Raw genomic sequence first — 15,866 nt, forward strand, 5'->3', positions numbered from 1 at the left:
TCACGCCGATCGCACGCATTCCTGAACGTCGTTCATATCCATGGACATATCCATGAACCTCGAGCATGGGAGAGCGGACATGAGTGCACGACCCCGACTGGGCGTCCTGCTGGTGGCCTTGGCCGCGTTCACCACCGCGGTCGCCCCCGTCGCCGCGGCCCGGACAGAGGCCCACCGCGCGCCTCCCGTCCCGCACACCGCCGTACTGGACGGCGTACGCCTCCAGCAGACGAAGATCCGCCTCGACAGCGGCGACCCCCAACTCCGCCGGGCCGTCGCGGCGTTGACGGCCCGCGCCGACAGGTGGCTGGACCAGGGCCCGTGGACCGTCGTCGACAAACCCCGGCCCGCTCCCGGCGGCGACGTCCACGACTACCTCAGCCAGGCTCCGTACTGGTGGCCCGCCAAGGCCCCCACCCCGGACAACCCCTGGGGCTGCCCCTATGTCCAGCGCGACGGTGAGCGCAACCCCGAGGTCGACTCCGGCACCGACCGTCAGGACGTCGAGAAGACCTTCGACTCCGCCTACGACCTCTCCCTCGCCTGGTACTACACCGGCGAGGGGCGATACGCCGAGAAGGCCGGGCAGGTGCTGCGCACCTGGTTCCTGGATCCGGCCACGAGGATGAACCCGAACCTGAACCACGCGCAGTTCATCCCGTGCAAGTACGACGGTCGCGCCATCGGCATCATCGACTTCTCGCAGTCGTACACCAGCGTCCTCGACGCACTCGCCCTCCTGGCGACCGGCGCCCCGGGCTGGACGGCGAAGGACCGCGGCGGCATGACCAGGTGGAACACCGACTTCCGCGACTGGCTCCGCAACAGCGACTTCGGCAAGCAGGAGGCCGCCGCCACCAACAACCACGGCACCTTCTACGACATGCAGCTCGCGGGTCTGGCGTACGCGACCGGTGACAAGGACCTCGCCCGCCGAACGGTCCTGGAGGCCCGGTCCAGGCGCATCGCGCCGCAGATCGCGCCCGACGGCAGCCAGCCCCAGGAGCTGACCCGGACCAGGAGCTGGCACTACTCGACGTTCGACCTGGTCGCCTACACCCGGCTCGCGGCCATCGGTCGGCACGTCGGGGTGGACCTGTGGGCCTACCGGGGACCGGAGGGGCAGAGCCTGTTCAAGGCGGTGGACTATCTGCTGCCCGCCGCGACGGGTGCCGCCGCCTGGCCGCATCCGGAGCTCGAGTTCCGCCGGTACGCGGCGACCGACGTCGTCCACGCGGCCGCCGACGCCGGGGACCGGAACGCCCAACGGGCCGTACCACTGCTGGAGGAGCCGCCGGGCGGCGACCTGTGGGTACTGCGCCCGGCGGCGGAACAGCTGGACTCGATCGCGGGCTGAGCGGCGCCCCGACCGGGCGATCAGACCGTGGACAGGTCGATCGCCCGGTCGACGTCCTGCGGCTGGAGCACCCGCAGGATGCCCTCCAACAGGTAGTAGTCGGCGTACGGAAGGGAGATCTCGACCCCGTCCTCGCTGGGCCGGTTGCGTGTGCAGCGGGCCACCACTGCGTCCGCGCGGGTCGAGTTCCTCGTCAGACAGGTCTCCGCCAGCGCGGTGAGCAGCCGCAGCGCGACCTCGCGGTAGGTCTGCCTGCCGGTGGCCACGGCCAGGTCGAGCAGTCCGCACGCCATGATCGCGCCGGCCGACGCGTCCTTGATGTCGTACGGCTGTTGCGGGGCGCGGTAGTCCCACACGGGGACGTGGTCCGGGGTCAGGGCCCCCACCGCGAAGTCCGCGAGCTTGCGGGCGGTGGCCAGGAACTCACGGTTCCCGGTGCGCCGGTACATCGTGGTGAATCCGTACAACCCCCAGGCCTGTCCGCGCGACCAGCACGACGTGGGGCTGTACCCCTGCACGGTGTTCGGGCCGATCGCGGCCCCGCTCGCCGGGTCGAAGTCGTACACGTGCGGGGTCGAGCCGTCCGGGCGCGGGAAGACCCGCTGGGCGGTTTTCGCGTGCTCCACGGCGATGTCCAGATACTTCCCGTCGCCGGTCTCGCCGCTCGCGAACGCCAGCAGGTCGAGGTTCATCATCGTGTCGATGATCACCCGGCCGGCGTTCCGCTCGTCGTTCAGCGCACCCCACGCTCTGATGAAGCGCCCGCGCGGGTTGTACCGCTGGATCAGGGAGTCGGCCGCCCTGACGGCACCGGTGCGCCATCTGTCCTCGCCGGTCAGCCGCCAGGCGGTGACCCAGGAGGGGGAGAAGAGGAATCCGAGGTCGTGCGTGCCGGTGTCGTACTGGCGGGGGGCCAGCTTCTCCGCCGACGCCAGCGCCCAGGTGCGGAAGGAGTCGTCCTTGCTGTACAGCCACGCCATCCACAGCGTGCCCGGCCAGAACCCGCCGACCCAGTCGCCGTTCTGCGAGTAGGCCCACTTCTCGAACTTGGTGCCGACGGGGAAGGCGGTCACGGTCGGTGCGACCGCGTGGAGCTTGTCGACGGCGTAGTCGGCCGCCGCGCGGAACGTGCGCAGGGTCGGTGCCGGTGCCCGAGCGGCGGTCGCGTCCGCTGCCACGGCCGGCGCCGCGGAAGCACCTAGCGCCGCGGCACCGGCCGCCGTAGCCAGCACAGTGCGCCGGGAAACACTCATGCCGGTTCCTCCAACTGCTCAGGCGGAGAACGAAGTTGACCGAGCCTTGCACGACGGACTCGACGCTGTACACCCACGTGAGCAATGTTCATCAGTGTGAACCGGCGGGGCGGTGACAGGTGGTGATGCGTGGGCGCCAAGGGCAGGCGATGCCGGCGAAGCCGCCGTTGGTGACGATCTCCACGCTCAGCGTGTCGCCGCCCCGCAGTACCCGCCGGTTCCGTACGAGCCCGGTGGCGCCGTCCTCGACCGTCTCGACCAGCCACCGCCCGGGACCGACGGTCAGCGGCACCTCGGCCGTGCGTGCGGCGCCGGCGTACACGCCGCCCAGGAACCAGCGGTCCCCGCTGCGCCGGGCGAGCACGACTTCCCGGCCGGGCCGGCCGGCGAGCAGCCGGGTGTCGTCCCAGGCCGCCGGAACCTGGTCGAAGTAGGCGCGGGCGAGCGGCCGTTCGTCGTATGACTCGGGGGTGCCCGCGAACATCTGCAGGCCGGACTCGGCGGCAACGGTGAGTCCGACCTCGGCTGCGTCGGAGTTGGGGCGCAGGCCGACGCGCTGGAAGGCGCCGGGGGTGAAGTCCATGGAGCCGATGACGTTACGGGTGAAGGGCAGGGTGGTCAGATGGGCGGCGGTGTTGGTGCGCTTCTCCTCTCCGGCGACGCCCTCCAGGGTCATGACGTGGGGCCAGGTGCGCTGGATGCCCTTGGGCACGGTCGAGCCGTGGAAGTCGACCATGAGGTGGTGGGCGGCGGTCTCCGTGAGGATGGCGTCGTACCACCGGAGCATGGGCTGCGCCTCGGAGTTCATGAAGTCGATCTTGACCCCCTTGACGCCCCACCGCTCCAGGGTGGGCAGCCACTGGGCGCGCTCCAGCGGTGTGTCGAGGTCACGCTGGTGGATCCAGACGATGATGCCGACGCCCTTGGCGCGCGCGTACTCGACGAGTTCGGGCATCCAGCTGTTGGTCTGCCAGTCGGGGTCGGTGGTGTCCCACTCGTCGGCCTTGAAGTACCAGCCCGCGTCGACTGCCTCGTACGGCCAGTTCCGCTCGGCGGCGCAGTCGACGTAGGCCTTCTGTGCCGCGAGGCTCTTGCCTGCCTCCTTGCCACCCGCGAGCCAGGTCCACAGCACGGTGCCGGGCTTGATCCAGGAGGTGTCGGGGACCTTGGCGGCGGGCGCGAGGTCGTCGGTGAAGGTGGAGCGGGTGACGGTGGCGAGGTCGCCGGTGACCATCGCCCGCCAGGGGGTGGCGAGCGGGCCGTCGGTGGGGACGCGCTCGTCGGCGAGCTTGATGCGGTAGGTGCCGGTGCCCTGGTCGTGAGCGAGCCGGGCACCGGAGTAGGTGCCGGTGAGGTCGGACTCGGCGAGCAGGGTGTAGCCGCCGTCGGTCTCGAACAGTGCCTGGTCGGAGTACTCGCCTGTCGGTGCCGTGCCGGCGGTGTACTGCGCGAACTGGCCCTCGTTGTCGACCCGGTAGGCGCCGAGCCAAGCGCTCGCGTCCGGCGGCAGGTTGAACGCGGAGGACTCGCCGAGGACGTCGCCGTACCCGGCGGGCAGGACGTACCGGTAGGCGACGCCGTCGGCGGAGGCGCGGACGACGAGGTCGAGCCGGGCGCCCGCGGACGTGGCGAAGGACAGCCGGGTCTCGTTCATGCGGACCCGGCGGTCCAGTCGTTTGCCGGATTCGGCCCGGTACCGCTCGTCGACCAGCCGGTCCTTGCGGTGCAGGAACCTCAAGTCCTTTGACAGGTCTGCCTGTTCGGTGACGATGCCGACGGGCGACGGCTCGATGACCGTACGACCGCCGCGGGCCACCGAGAGACTGACGGTGCCGGTCGTGTCGTCCAGCCGTATCCGCGCTGTCGGTTCCTGCGCGGCGGGGCCGGACACGGTCCAGACATGCTCGGGTTGGTCGGCCCGGGCGGGCCCGTTCGTGAGAAGTGCGGCCACCAGCCCGGCGCTGAGCACGGCGACCGCGGTCCTGAGGGGAAACGCCATGTGAACCCTCCCTGTTGTGCGTCCGTTCGGACGGTGGCTACGGCAGTCCCCAGGCCGGACCCGGTTCGCTGACGGCGACGGGCGCGATGACGAGGTCGGGGCGCGAGCCGGCGTGGACGAGGACCTCTCGGCCCTTGGGCAGCTCGATGGCGAGGGTGCCCTCGCCCAGGTCCCGGGTGCGGGCCGGGGTGCCGTCGTCGAGGAGGACGGTGAGGGTGCCGGTGAGGCCGTGGCGGAGGTGGAGCGGCTCGCCCGCCAGGCTCCTGATCCGGATGAACCTGGTGGTTCCGGCCTTGCGGACGGCGCTGACCAGGAAGGCGCCCTGAGCGCGGAAGTCGTGCAGGGTGACGTCCGCCCATGCGGTGGGCACGGCCGGGAAGACCCGGATCACCCCGCCCCAGCTCTGGCAGAACATGTCGTGCAGGGATTGCGAGGCGGACAGCGGCGTCTCGATGACCGGACCGGCCTCGGTGTAGTGGGTGTTGGCCTGGCAGGGGTAGCGGGTGCTGGGGTCGAAGAACTTCCTCAGGTAGCCGATCGCGGTGTCGCCGTCACCGGTCATCGCGTACAGCGAGGCGGCCCCGGTGTAGCTGTAGCCGCGGTGGGCGCCGGTGAGCGCGTGCCAGTGCTCGACCGACTTCGTGATCAGCTCGCGGCTTTCGGGCTGGTCCCAGTTGACGAGGTACAGCGGGTACACCATCAGCAGGTGCGAGTAGTGCCGGTGGGACTGCGCGTACGGGGTGTCGGCACCGATCATGAAGCCGTTGCCGTCGACCGGGTACGGCGTGAGCCGGGCCAGCACCTCCTGCCAGCGGGGGGTCAACTCGTCGTCGATGCCGAGGAGTTCGGCCGACTCGATGAGTGTTCGGCAGCCCCAGCGGATCAGTGCGAGGTCGTAGTTGGTGTCCTTCGGGGGCACTACGGGGTACTCGGGCGAGAGGGTGCTCGGCAGGTAGAGCCTGCCGTCGCTGCCCGGGGTGAGGAAGTGCAGGTAGTAGTTGATCGCCCGGCGCAGGACCGGGTAGATCGTGTCGCGCAGCAGGGACTCGTCCATGGAGTGGCGGTAGGACAGCCACACGTTGTGCAGCGCCCAGGTGAGGTCGCCGGTCTCGGCTCCGGTGCCCGGCTGTCCCACGCCGCGGTTGGCGAACATGTCGGAACTGCGGCCGACTCCGGCGCTGTCGGCGCGGTAGGCGGCGGGCACGTTGGCGATGAGCTGTTCCTGGTTCTGGCGCACGGTGGTGGCGAGCGCGTCGAGTTCCAGGTGGTTGGAGCCGTGGATGAGCCAGTACTCCAGCTGGACGTTGAGGTTCCACCAGACCGCGGGCCACGGCGTCGGTTCCAGCCAGGGTCCTGAGGTGGCCATGACGGGGCCGCCCGCCCGGCTGGCGGAGGCGACCTTGTAGAGCTGGATCCAGTGGAAGCTCTGCAGCCGCTGGTCGGGGAAGGACACAAAACTCTTGCGGTAGAAGGCGTGCCACCAGCGGGTGTGCCGTCGCCTCAGGCTGCCGTACGACGTCGCCCGCCGCAGGTTGCGCAGTGAGTCGGTCTCGGCGGCGGTGTCGGAGGGGAAGCCGTGTCCGACGCTGAGGAGCAGGTCGTCGCCGGTGCGGCGGTACGCGGTGGCGGTACCGCCGCCGCCGGTGAGGGGTTGGAGGACCTGCTCGGTGCCGTCGGGGGTGGTCCGTGTGGTCCAGGGCGGGTTGGCCGTGTAGCCGGTGGGCGGGGCCTCGCTGATCCTGCGGGGGCTGACGGCCTCCTCGGGGTGGAAGGTCCAGACGACGCGTTCGTCGCCGTCGGCCCTGGCGCGGACGGCCAGGACCTCGTCGTGGATGAGGGCGGCGAGGGTGAGGGTGCCGACCGTGGTGGTGATGGTGCCGATGAGTTCGGCGTCCCACAGGCTCAGCCGCCAGTCGACTGCGGTGACGGTGCCGACCGGGTCGAGGGTGAGGTGTCCGACGGGCAGTCGGCAGGTGCCCCAGCCGCTGCCGAACTGTGGCCGGTGGTCCTGGACCCGGCCGTGCTGGACGGTGAAGCGGATCCGGCCCGCGCCCGGCTCCTGGTAGATCATGCTGCCGAGCAGCCCGTCGCCGAGGAACGGGCCCTCGTACCAGCGGGTGGGCAGCCTGGTCCACCGCAGGTCCTGGCCGCGCAGGAATGCCGTCCAGGCGCCGTCGGCAGCCATGGTGTCGCGCAGTCGCCAGGGGCGTCTGGTGCCGTCCGCCACGGGAGGCGGCACCCTCTCCGAGGGCTCTTCCGCGTGGGCGGTCCCGGGCAGGGCCGCGGCTGCCGCGCCGCCGAGCGCGGTGCCCAGTAAGGATCGGCGGGCCACCTTCGCACGTTGCTCCGGCTGTGAGGTCATCCTTGTCCTCCAGACCTGACGGATCTTCGATACATCGGGTGTATCGCGGAACCTAGCAGGGTTCATGGACCTGTCAACCGACCTATCATTGGGGACGCTGCGGCATCCGCGACAGCAGGCCTCTCCAACTCGTCCGATGTATCGAGGTACGCGCTCGCCAAGCCCCGCACGCGCAACGAGACGTACGGATGGGACGGATAGGTTGGCCCGCGTGGACCTCAACGCCGTCCGAACCTTCGTCGCCGTCGCGGACGCCGGTCAGTTCCAGAAGGCCGCCGTCGACCTGTCCCTCACCCAGCAGGCCGTCTCCAAGCGTGTCGCGGCGCTGGAACGGGAGCTGGGGGTGCGCCTGCTGACCCGTACGCCGCGTGGCGCGGAGCTCACCGTCGACGGGCAGGCGTTCCTGGACCACGCCCGTGCCCTGCTCCAGGCGGAGGCGCGGGCGAGGGCCTCCGTGCGTCCCGGGAGTCGTGCCCTGCGCGTCGATGTGATCGGGCGTCGGGTCTCGCTCGCCGGTCTGCTGCGCGACTTCCATCGCGCCCATCCCGGGATCGATCTGGACGTCGTGACCCTCGCCGGCTCACCGGAGGCCGTCGCCGCGGTCCGGGACGGCAGCATCGACGCCACCTTCCGCGCCGTGACCATGCCCGGTCAGCTGATCCCCGACGGCATCGAGATCACCCCGGTCCACGACGAGCCGCTCCACCTGTTCACCGGCCCCGCCCACGCGTTCACCGGCGCCGCCGCGGTCACCCCGGCCCAGCTGGCCGGGCACCGGATCTGGATGCCGGGCAACGTCCCCGGCACGGAGTGGACCGCGTACTACGAGGCGCTGGCCGCCGATTTCGGGCTGACGATCGAGGCGACCGGCCCCAACTTCGGGGTGGAGGCGCTCATCGAGAGGGTCGCCGCCTCCTCCACGCTGGCGACGTTCCTCGGCGTACAGACACCCCTGGTCCGGCCCGCCGGCTACGACATGCGGCTCATCCCGTTGCGCGACCCGACCCCGGTCTACCCGCACTCACTCCTGTGGCGAGCCGACAACCCGCACCCGGCCCTCGCCGCACTCCGCGAGTTTCTGACCTCCGTGCGCCACGACCGCCCGGACGGCGAGCTCTGGACGCCTGCCTGGGCCCGCCGTTCCACCAGTACCCCGGCTGCCGGGTGACCGGAACTAGACACCGAAGAGGGCGACGACACCGAGCAACCCGGCCACACCGAGGGCCGTTCCGAGCGTGGCGGCCCACATCCGGCCGATGCCCTGACGGGCGTAGTGCATGCCCGACGCCCCGAAGGTGACGGCAAGGCCCGCGGCGATCCACGCGAGCGGGAAGAGGACGAACGCCCCAAGGGTGGAGACGAGGCCGAGGACGAGGGCGGTGGGCCCCAGGGCGGTGGCGGGTGAATCGGGCGTATCGGTCCGAGCCGGCACCATCTGCTGACGCATGCCCTGTTCCCCCTTTTTGAACATGTTCAAAGTATGCATCGGCGATGCCGAAAGATCCAGCGCCGGGGGGCGGCGCCGAGCGTGGGCGAGTCGACGCGGGGAGGCTCGTCGGTCACTTGGTACTGGTGTCGTCCGTCCGCTCGCCCTCGGCCTGGGACGGCTCGGTCCTGGGGACGTCCGGGTGCTGCTCCACGGCCGCACGCCCAGGCGGCTCCTCGCGTTCGCCCTCGGCCTGGGAGGGCGTGTGAGAGTACAGCCAGCGGTCGTAGTCCGAGGCTTCGGTCTTCATGGCTGACCTCCGTTGGTCGCTCCTCTCCCATGCTGCGCCCGGCGTGGCCCGCCGACCAGTGCTCCTCATCCGGTGAGCCCGATCCTGTCGCAGGCGGCGCGGAGTTTCGGGATGCAGATCTGCTCGACGGTGTAGACGCCGTCGCGGACGACGGTCTTCTCCATGTCGGCGGCCGTCACCGCGATCGGTGTGAGCAGGATGGAGGGGATGTCCTGGTCGGTGGTGCTGTCGGTCTGCGTCGTCGAGACGTCCTCGGCGTCCTCGCCGCGCCCGAGGGCGACGACCATGGCGGCGGCCGCGGCGGCTTCCTTCTCGAACGGTTTGTACACCGTCATGTACTGCTCGCCCCTGACGATGCGCCGCACGGCCTCCAGGTCGGCGTCCTGGCCGGTGATCGGGGGAAGGTCCTTGACACCGGCCTTCTTGAAGGCGGAGATGACGCCCGCGGCGATGGCGTCGTTGGTCGCCAGGACGCCGCTGATGCGGTCCGCCCCCAGGGCGGCGATGGCGGCGGACATGTTGGCGTGCGCGTTCTCCGGGCTCCAGCCCGCGGTGTCGTACGACCTGGCGATCGTCGCCCTGCCGGAGAGGACGGACAGCACCCCCTCGCGGAACCACGCCGCGTTGGCGCTGCTCGGATCACCGTTCATCATCACGACGGTGCGGCCGTTCCCCCGGTCCGCCATGGCCTTCAGGAGGGCCTCGCCCTGCATCCTGCCGACCTTCGCGCCGTCGAAACTGACGAAGCCCGAGATCGGGCCTTCGGCGAGCCGGTCGTACGCGACGACCGGGATACCCGCTTGGTGCGCCTCCTGGATCGACGAGCGCAGTGCCCTGCTGTCAGCTGGGTCGAGGAGCAGGACCTCGGCCCCCTTGGTGATCATGGACGACACCTGTTCCCGCTGCCTCGCCGCGTCGTTCTCGGCGTTGGCGTACATCAGGGTGCAGTCGTCGCACAGCTCCTTGAGCCGCTTCTCGATCAGCGGCTTGTCGGCGTGCTCCCAGCGGGGGGTCACCCGGTTCGGAAGCAGCAGGCCGACCGTGAAACTCTCCGTGCCCGCCTGGTCGTCCCCTCCGCAGGCGGCCAGGGACACCGTCATCAGCCCCGCGACGAGCGCCGCGACGACGTGCAGCGTACGGTTCCTCATCGCAGCTCGCCTCGATCCGTTCATGCCTTCGCGTCCGCGGTGGCCGGTTCGCCCCGCGGCACCGTGATCTCGCTCCACACCTGCTTGCCACCGGCCACCGGCACCGTGCCGTAGGCGTCCGACACCGCCTCGACCAGCAGCAGGCCCCGTCCGCCGGTCGACTCCCAGTCCACGATCACCGGCTTGGCGGGCGCACGCGGCGAGGAGTCGCTCACGCTGACCCGGACCCGGTTGCCGCGCAGCACCAGGTCGAGTCGGACCGACCCCTGGGTGTGCATCAGGGCGTTGGTGACCAGTTCGGAGACCACGAGCAGCACCGCGTCGGCGGCTTCCTGGACCTGCCAGCGGCGCAGGGTGCGGGCGGTGAAGCGGCGGGCGTGCATGACGGCGTCGGGCAGTCGCCACACCACCCAGCCGGCCCGGATCGGCCGGGTCTTCATGCCGTCGTAGCGCAGCAGCAACAGCGCCACGTCGTCCTCGCGGCGGCCGCCGTCGCCCAGCAGCGCGTCGGCCATCCGCGCCGGATCCGCCGGATCGGCCCCGGCGAGCGCGGCGCGCGTACGGTCCATGCCGATGTCCAGGGGCAGGTCGGCGGCTTCGACCAGACCGTCGGTGATCAGGGCGAGCACCGTGCCGGGGGTGAGCGCGACCGCGGTCAGGGGGAACTCCGCCTCCGCCAGAATGCCCAGCGGGGGGCCGCCCTCGATCTGCACCTCCTCGGTGGAGCCGTCGGGATGGCGCAGCAGCGGCGAGAGGTGGCCCGCCCGGACGAACAGGGTGGTGCCCTCCTCCAGGTCCAGTTCGACATAGCAGCAGGTGGCGAACAGGTCGGTCTCCATGCCGACGAGGAGACGGTTGGCGTGCGACACGACCACGTCGGGCGGGTGGCCCTCCACCGCGTACGCCCTGACCGCGGTGCGCATCTGGCCCATGATCGTCGCGGCCGCGGCGCTGTGCCCCTGGACATCGCCGATGACCAGCGCGACCCGGTCCTCGGACAGGGCGATGACGTCGTACCAGTCGCCACCGACCTGGAGCCCCCGCCGGGCCGGCAGATAGCGGGCGACGGCCGTCCCGCCGGGCAGTTCGGGCAGGCGCCGGGGCAGCAGACTGCGCTGCAGCATCGTGGCGAGTTCCTGCTCGGCGTCGTGGGCGTGCGCCCGTTTGAGTGCCTGCCCGACGAGCGCCGCGGTGGCGGTCAGCAGGGATCGCTCCTCGCGGATGAACTCGTGCGGCTCGTCCCAGCCGACCAGGCACACCCCGGCGACGCTGCCCTTGGCCGGAAGCGGCAGGACGGCCAGTCCGCCGGGGCCGACGCCCGCGAGTCCCGGTTCGAGCGCCGTGCCGGCGGGCCAGAGATCCATCCGGCCGTCCCGCAGGGCCAGTTGCAGGGTGGGCAGGGCGCTGACGGGTGCGTCGGGCCACTCCGAACGCCACTGGGCGCGCCACAGCTGCGGCCAGGAGTCCGGATCCGGCGGGTCGAGCAGGGTGACCATGAGCCGTTCGTCGCGCACATCGGCGAGCGCCACCCGGTCGGCGCCGAGCGGTTCGCGCAGGGCGGTGACGGCGACCCGTCCGACGTCACCGACGGTCGCGGCCTCGTCGAGTGCGGCGGTCAGCCACTGGATCCGGGACACGTCGTCGACGCCGCGGCTCTTGACCTGCGTCGCCGTCACCACGCCCAGCACCCGCTCCGGTTCGTCGCCGGCTCTCGCCGGGACCCGGCAGCTCAGGCTCAGCCAGCGCACCTCGCCGGTGGGGCGGCGGACACGGAACTCCAGCTCCCGTTGGCCGAGCGTGTGCAGGGACGGCTCCGTCACCGACATCAGCGCGGGGATGTCCTCGGGGAGCGCGTGCGCGAGCAGCGTGTCCACCTTGCCGTCGAAGTCGTCCGGCGTGATGCCCACGAGTTCGAGCAGCGCCTCGTCGGCCTCGATCAGACCGGTGTCGGGCACCAGCACGAACGAGCCGACGCGCAGCCCCCGCAGGGCGCGGCTCAGCGGGGACTCGTCCGCCCCGGCACGCAGCGCGCGGGCGACGGCGACGGCGTACCGCTCCAGGAAACGCTGCTGCCCGGCGTCGAAGCCGTCCGCGAGGGCGCCCACGACGACGAGGCAGCCCAGTCGCTCCCCCTCCGCCCCCAGCGGCAGCGCGCCGAGCGACGCCGTTCGCGCCCGTGGCGAGGAGGGGGCGTCCTCGGGATAGGAGGCGAGGGCCGCGGCGTTCAGCCAGATGGGCCGGTCGGTGCGGAAGGCGTGGACCGCGGCCGAGCCGCCGGACAGGGGCAGCCGCTTCGGCAGCCGGTACTCGGGGACGCCGCCGGCCGTCTCCAGCAGTTCGAGTTCCTCGCCCCCGGCCGCGGGCACGTACAGCGCCGACAGTTCCGCTCCGGCGAAGGTCAGGGCACGATCACTCGTGGCGGCCTCAGGCCCGGTGGGCGGTGAACCGTTGTCCGCGGTGCCGGCCTCGGATGCCCCCGGCGCCGAAACTCCGGTCCGGGCCCGGCCGTCGTGAGGCATGTCCGCAACCTTCCTCCCGTCCCTGCCGGAGGTGCCGAAGGAGATCGGGGCGCCCTCGCTCGCAGCACGCTCGAGCGCGGCGAAACGGCGCCCGACCACCAGAATCGCATATATGGATGACCCGGACATATTTGCTCTCTCGCCCGCCCTGCGGGGCGCCCTCGCTGCGTTCGCAGATCACCACGCCCGGTGTCACACTGACCAAGTGGTCGACATGTGAGAAGGCCAGGTGTCGCCATGCTCACCAGTGAGATCTCTCGTTCGAAGGCCCCCATACGGAATGCGGCCCTCTCCATGATCGCGATCTCCGTCGCTGTCGGCCTCGCGGCCTGCGGGACGGACGGCGGGAGCGCCTCCGACACGGACAGCGGGCCGCGGATCGGTGTGCTGCTGCCGGACGCGACCACGGCCCGCTGGGAGACCCAGGACCGGCCGCTGCTGAACAAGAGGATCCAGGAGCTGTGCCCCACGTGCACGATCGAGCACGGCAACGCCAAGGGTGACGTGGCGATGCAACAGCAGCAGATGAACTCGTTGATCACCCAGGGAGTCGACGCCATCCTGCTCGTGGCGGTGGACGCCAAATCGCTCGCCACCACGGTCAAGAAGGCGGACGAGGCCGGTATCCCGGTCATCGCCTACGACCGTCTCGCCGAGGGCCCGATCGCCGGCCATGTCTCCTTTGACGGCCAGGAGGTCGGCAGGCTCCAGGGCCAGGCACTGCTGAAGGCCATGGGCGACAAGGTGCCCGGCGCCCAGATCGTCATGATGAACGGCGATCCCATCGACCCCAACGCGGTGCTGTTCAAGGAGGGCGCGCTGTCCGTGCTGACGGACAAGGTGAAGATCGGCAAGGAGTACGACACGCTGCAGTGGCGGCCCGAGAGCGCCAACATGAACATGTCCGGCGCCATCTCCGCGCTCGGCGTCGGCAACATCCAGGGGGTCTACGCCGCCAACGACGGCCTCGCCGCCGGCAGCATCTCCGCGCTCAAGGCGAACAAGGTCGACCCGCTGCCCCCGGTCACCGGACAGGACGCCGAACTCTCCGCCGTGCGGCGCATCGTCGGCGGCGATCAGTACATGACCGTCTACAAGCCCTTCCGGCCGGAGGCCTCCGCCGGCGCCGCCATGGCCGTGGCCGCCGCCCGTGGCGAGAACCTCGACCGGGTGGCCAAGGACGAGGTGAGGACGAGCACCGGAAAGACGGTCCCGGCGGTCATGCTCACCCCCATCTCCGTGACCGTCGACAACATCAGGGACACCTTGGTGAAGGACGGCGTGTACACGGTCCGGCAGATCTGCAGCCCCGGTCTCGACGCCGCCTGTGCCAGGGCCGGGCTGACCTGACCTCTGGCCCGGCTCCGTCCGGGCCACGGGAAGGAGATGGTGCTCCGTGCCTGCCGCCCCCTTGCTGGCGTTGCGTGGCGTGTGCAAACGCTACGGCGCCGTCGAGGTCCTCGTGGACATCGACCTGGAGATCCATGCCGGGCAGGTCGTCGCGCTCCTGGGCGACAACGGCGCCGGCAAGTCCACCCTGGTCAAGGTGATCTCCGGCGTCGCCCCGGCGGACCGGGGGGTCATCGAGTGGGAGGGCCGTCCCGTCCACATCCGGCGCCCCCAAGAAGCCCGCGACCTCGGCATCGCCACCGTCTACCAGGACCTCGCGCTGTGCGGGAACCTCGACGTCGTCGGCAACCTGTTCCTGGGACGCGAGATCCGCCGATACGGCTTCCTCGACGAGATGGAGATGGAGCGCCGCACCCTGGCCCTGCTGGAGCGCCTGACCAGGGGCGTCCCCGAGCTGCGCGCCCCCGTGGTGTCGCTGTCCAGCGGGCAGCGGCAGACGGTCGCCATCGCCCGCTCACTCCTCGGCGAGCCCCGGGTGCTGCTGCTGGACGAGCCGACCGCCGCACTGGGCCTGAACCAGACCAACGAGGTCCTGGACCTGGTGGACGAACTGCGGGATCGCGGCCTGGGTGTCCTGCTGATCAGCCACAGCATGGGCGACGTCAAGGCCCTCGCGGACCGGGCCGCCGTGCTGCGGCTCGGCCGCAACAACGGCTTCTTCGACGTGAACACCGTCTCGCAGGAGCAGATCATCTCCTGCATCACCGGGGCGACGGAGAACACGCCCCGCCGGCCGGCGCATCAGGAGGCGGCGTGGTGAGCCCATCAGGAGGCGCCGAGGTGAAAAGTACGCGCGACAAGGCGGACGACCCGCAGACGGACCCCGCCGCACCCACCGCCGAGGCCCGCAAGGCGCAGCGCGGGACGTCCGTCGCCCGGACCCTGGAGAGCTGGGTCGCCTTCTCGCGGCGCAAGCTGAGGTCCGGTGAAGTGGGTTCGCTCCCCGTCATCCTCGTCCTCGCCGTCGTCTGGATCACGTTCCAGTCCCTCAACGACAACTTCCTCTCACCCCGGAACCTGTCCAATCTCAGCGTGGACATCGTCGGCACGGGCCTGATCGCGGTCGGCATCGTGTTCGTGCTGCTGCTCGGTGAACTGGATCTGTCCGTCGGCTCGATCAGCGGCCTCGCGGCGGCCGTGTTCGCGGTGCTGAACGTGAACAACGGCGTGCCCGAGTGGCTGGCGCTCATCGTCGCGGTGCTCGCGGGCACGGCGGCGGGCACGGTGCAGGGCTATTCGTTCGCCCGGACCCGCGTCCCGGCGTTCGTCGTCACGCTCGCGGGGCTGCTCACCTGGAACGGCCTGATGCTGTACATCCTGGGCACCAGCGGCACCATCAACCTCGACGAGAACGGGCTCGTCGCCAAGCTGACCAGCTACTACTTCACCGACGACGCCGTCGCCTACGGACTGGCGGCGCTCGCCGCGGGGATGGTCTTCCTGGTCTCCTACCTGGACCTGCGGCGCCGGACAGCAGCCGGCATGCCGCACCGCTCGCTCCAGGTCATCGTGCTGCGTGCGGGAGGGCTCGCGGTGATCGCGTTCACCGGGGCGTATCTGCTCAACCGGTTCCAGGGCCTGCCGCTCGCCCTCCTGATCTTCCTCGTGGTGGTGGCCGGTCTGGACATCGTGCTGCGCCGCACGCACTACGGGCGCCAGGTCTACGCCCTCGGCGGCGGCGTCGAGGCGGCCCGGCGCGCCAGCCTGCGGGTTACGGGGGTGCAGACAGCGGTACTCGCCGTCTCGGGCACCATGGCCGCGATCGGCGGTCTGTTCCTGGCCTCGCGCATCACGTCGGTGAGCCAGACCTCGGGCCAGGGCGTGCTGCTCCTCAACGCCATCGCGGCGGCCGTCATCGGCGGCACCAGCCTGTTCGGCGGCCGTGGTTCGACCTGGACGGCTGTGCTCGGCATGCTGGTGATCCAGTCGATCGGATCGGGCATGGCGATCACGGACACCCCCGCCGCCGTCCAGTTCATGATCACGGGCGGGGTGCTGTTCGCCGCCGTGGTCATCGACGCGCTGTCGCGGCGCTCCCAGGAGGCACACGGGCGGGCCTGACGCCCGGCTTCGCGGACCGAA

12 protein-coding genes are annotated in these 15,866 nt (G+C 71.0%); 5 read left to right on the plus strand and 7 right to left on the minus strand.

Features of this window, described 5'->3' with window-relative positions:
* Positions 1-79: 79 nt before the first annotated feature.
* Positions 80-1,357, plus strand: coding sequence for an alginate lyase family protein (locus ACZ7NC_RS02350; protein WP_471484182.1), 1,278 nt, complete (start codon positions 80-82; stop codon positions 1,355-1,357).
* Between the two features lie 20 nt (positions 1,358-1,377).
* Here ACZ7NC_RS02350 and ACZ7NC_RS02355 read toward each other — a convergent pair whose 3' ends face one another.
* The 3 genes from ACZ7NC_RS02355 to ACZ7NC_RS02365 form a co-directional block, all read right to left on the minus strand.
* On the minus strand, positions 1,378-2,610 hold the full coding sequence (locus ACZ7NC_RS02355) for a glycoside hydrolase family 88 protein (RefSeq protein ID WP_471484183.1): 1,233 nt from the start codon (positions 2,608-2,610) through the stop codon (positions 1,378-1,380).
* Between the two features lie 91 nt (positions 2,611-2,701).
* Complete coding sequence (locus tag ACZ7NC_RS02360; RefSeq protein ID WP_471484185.1) at positions 2,702-4,609, minus strand: glycoside hydrolase family 97 protein; 1,908 nt, start codon at positions 4,607-4,609, stop codon at positions 2,702-2,704.
* A gap of 37 nt (positions 4,610-4,646) precedes the next feature.
* Complete coding sequence (locus tag ACZ7NC_RS02365; protein WP_471484187.1) at positions 4,647-6,971, minus strand: glycosyl hydrolase family 95 catalytic domain-containing protein; 2,325 nt, start codon at positions 6,969-6,971, stop codon at positions 4,647-4,649.
* 211 nt (positions 6,972-7,182) lie between these two features.
* Here ACZ7NC_RS02365 and ACZ7NC_RS02370 point away from each other — a divergent pair, with 211 nt between their 5' ends.
* On the plus strand, positions 7,183-8,139 hold the full coding sequence (locus ACZ7NC_RS02370) for a LysR family transcriptional regulator (RefSeq protein WP_471484189.1): 957 nt from the start codon (positions 7,183-7,185) through the stop codon (positions 8,137-8,139).
* 6 nt (positions 8,140-8,145) lie between these two features.
* Here the strand turns inward: ACZ7NC_RS02370 and ACZ7NC_RS02375 are convergent, their stop codons facing one another.
* The 4 genes from ACZ7NC_RS02375 to ACZ7NC_RS02390 form a co-directional block, all read right to left on the minus strand.
* Complete coding sequence (locus ACZ7NC_RS02375) at positions 8,146-8,442, minus strand: hypothetical protein (protein WP_471484190.1); 297 nt, start codon at positions 8,440-8,442, stop codon at positions 8,146-8,148.
* Positions 8,443-8,530: 88 nt separating this feature from the next.
* Positions 8,531-8,707: a hypothetical protein gene (locus ACZ7NC_RS02380; protein ID WP_471484191.1), complete on the minus strand. Its 177-nt coding sequence runs from the start codon at positions 8,705-8,707 to the stop codon at positions 8,531-8,533.
* A 65-nt stretch (positions 8,708-8,772) separates the two neighbouring features.
* Complete coding sequence (locus ACZ7NC_RS02385; RefSeq protein ID WP_471484193.1) at positions 8,773-9,855, minus strand: sugar ABC transporter substrate-binding protein; 1,083 nt, start codon at positions 9,853-9,855, stop codon at positions 8,773-8,775.
* Positions 9,856-9,875: 20 nt separating this feature from the next.
* Positions 9,876-12,374, minus strand: a complete 2,499-nt coding sequence (locus tag ACZ7NC_RS02390) for a SpoIIE family protein phosphatase (protein WP_471484195.1) — start codon at positions 12,372-12,374, stop codon at positions 9,876-9,878.
* Positions 12,375-12,668: 294 nt separating this feature from the next.
* On the opposite strand from ACZ7NC_RS02390, the gene ACZ7NC_RS02395 reads away from it, so the two are divergent.
* The 3 genes from ACZ7NC_RS02395 to ACZ7NC_RS02405 are packed head-to-tail and all read left to right on the plus strand — an operon-like array spanning position 12,669 to position 15,845.
* Positions 12,669-13,724 (plus strand): substrate-binding domain-containing protein, encoded by a 1,056-nt coding sequence (locus ACZ7NC_RS02395; RefSeq protein WP_471484196.1) that lies wholly within the window; start codon positions 12,669-12,671, stop codon positions 13,722-13,724.
* Between the two features lie 46 nt (positions 13,725-13,770).
* On the plus strand, positions 13,771-14,544 hold the full coding sequence (locus tag ACZ7NC_RS02400) for an ATP-binding cassette domain-containing protein (RefSeq protein WP_471484198.1): 774 nt from the start codon (positions 13,771-13,773) through the stop codon (positions 14,542-14,544).
* 20 nt (positions 14,545-14,564) lie between these two features.
* Positions 14,565-15,845, plus strand: a complete 1,281-nt coding sequence (locus tag ACZ7NC_RS02405) for a sugar ABC transporter permease (protein ID WP_471484200.1) — start codon at positions 14,565-14,567, stop codon at positions 15,843-15,845.
* Positions 15,846-15,866 lie beyond the last annotated feature (21 nt).

Source organism: Streptomyces sp. NPDC111802, from assembly GCF_055634335.1.

Bases quoted from the DNA above. Each gene is read 5' to 3' on its own strand.
- ACZ7NC_RS02350 (WP_471484182.1), top strand. From the start codon at position 80: ATGAGTGCACGACCCCGACTGGGCGTCCTGCTGGTGGCCTTGGCCGCG.
- ACZ7NC_RS02355 (WP_471484183.1), bottom strand. From the start codon at position 2,610: ATGAGTGTTTCCCGGCGCACTGTGCTGGCTACGGCGGCCGGTGCCGCG.
- ACZ7NC_RS02360 (WP_471484185.1), bottom strand. From the start codon at position 4,609: ATGGCGTTTCCCCTCAGGACCGCGGTCGCCGTGCTCAGCGCCGGGCTG.
- ACZ7NC_RS02365 (WP_471484187.1), bottom strand. From the start codon at position 6,971: ATGACCTCACAGCCGGAGCAACGTGCGAAGGTGGCCCGCCGATCCTTA.
- ACZ7NC_RS02375 (WP_471484190.1), bottom strand. From the start codon at position 8,442: ATGTTCAAAAAGGGGGAACAGGGCATGCGTCAGCAGATGGTGCCGGCT.
- ACZ7NC_RS02380 (WP_471484191.1), bottom strand. From the start codon at position 8,707: ATGAAGACCGAAGCCTCGGACTACGACCGCTGGCTGTACTCTCACACG.
- ACZ7NC_RS02385 (WP_471484193.1), bottom strand. From the start codon at position 9,855: ATGAGGAACCGTACGCTGCACGTCGTCGCGGCGCTCGTCGCGGGGCTG.
- ACZ7NC_RS02390 (WP_471484195.1), bottom strand. From the start codon at position 12,374: ATGCCTCACGACGGCCGGGCCCGGACCGGAGTTTCGGCGCCGGGGGCA.
- ACZ7NC_RS02395 (WP_471484196.1), top strand. From the start codon at position 12,669: ATGATCGCGATCTCCGTCGCTGTCGGCCTCGCGGCCTGCGGGACGGAC.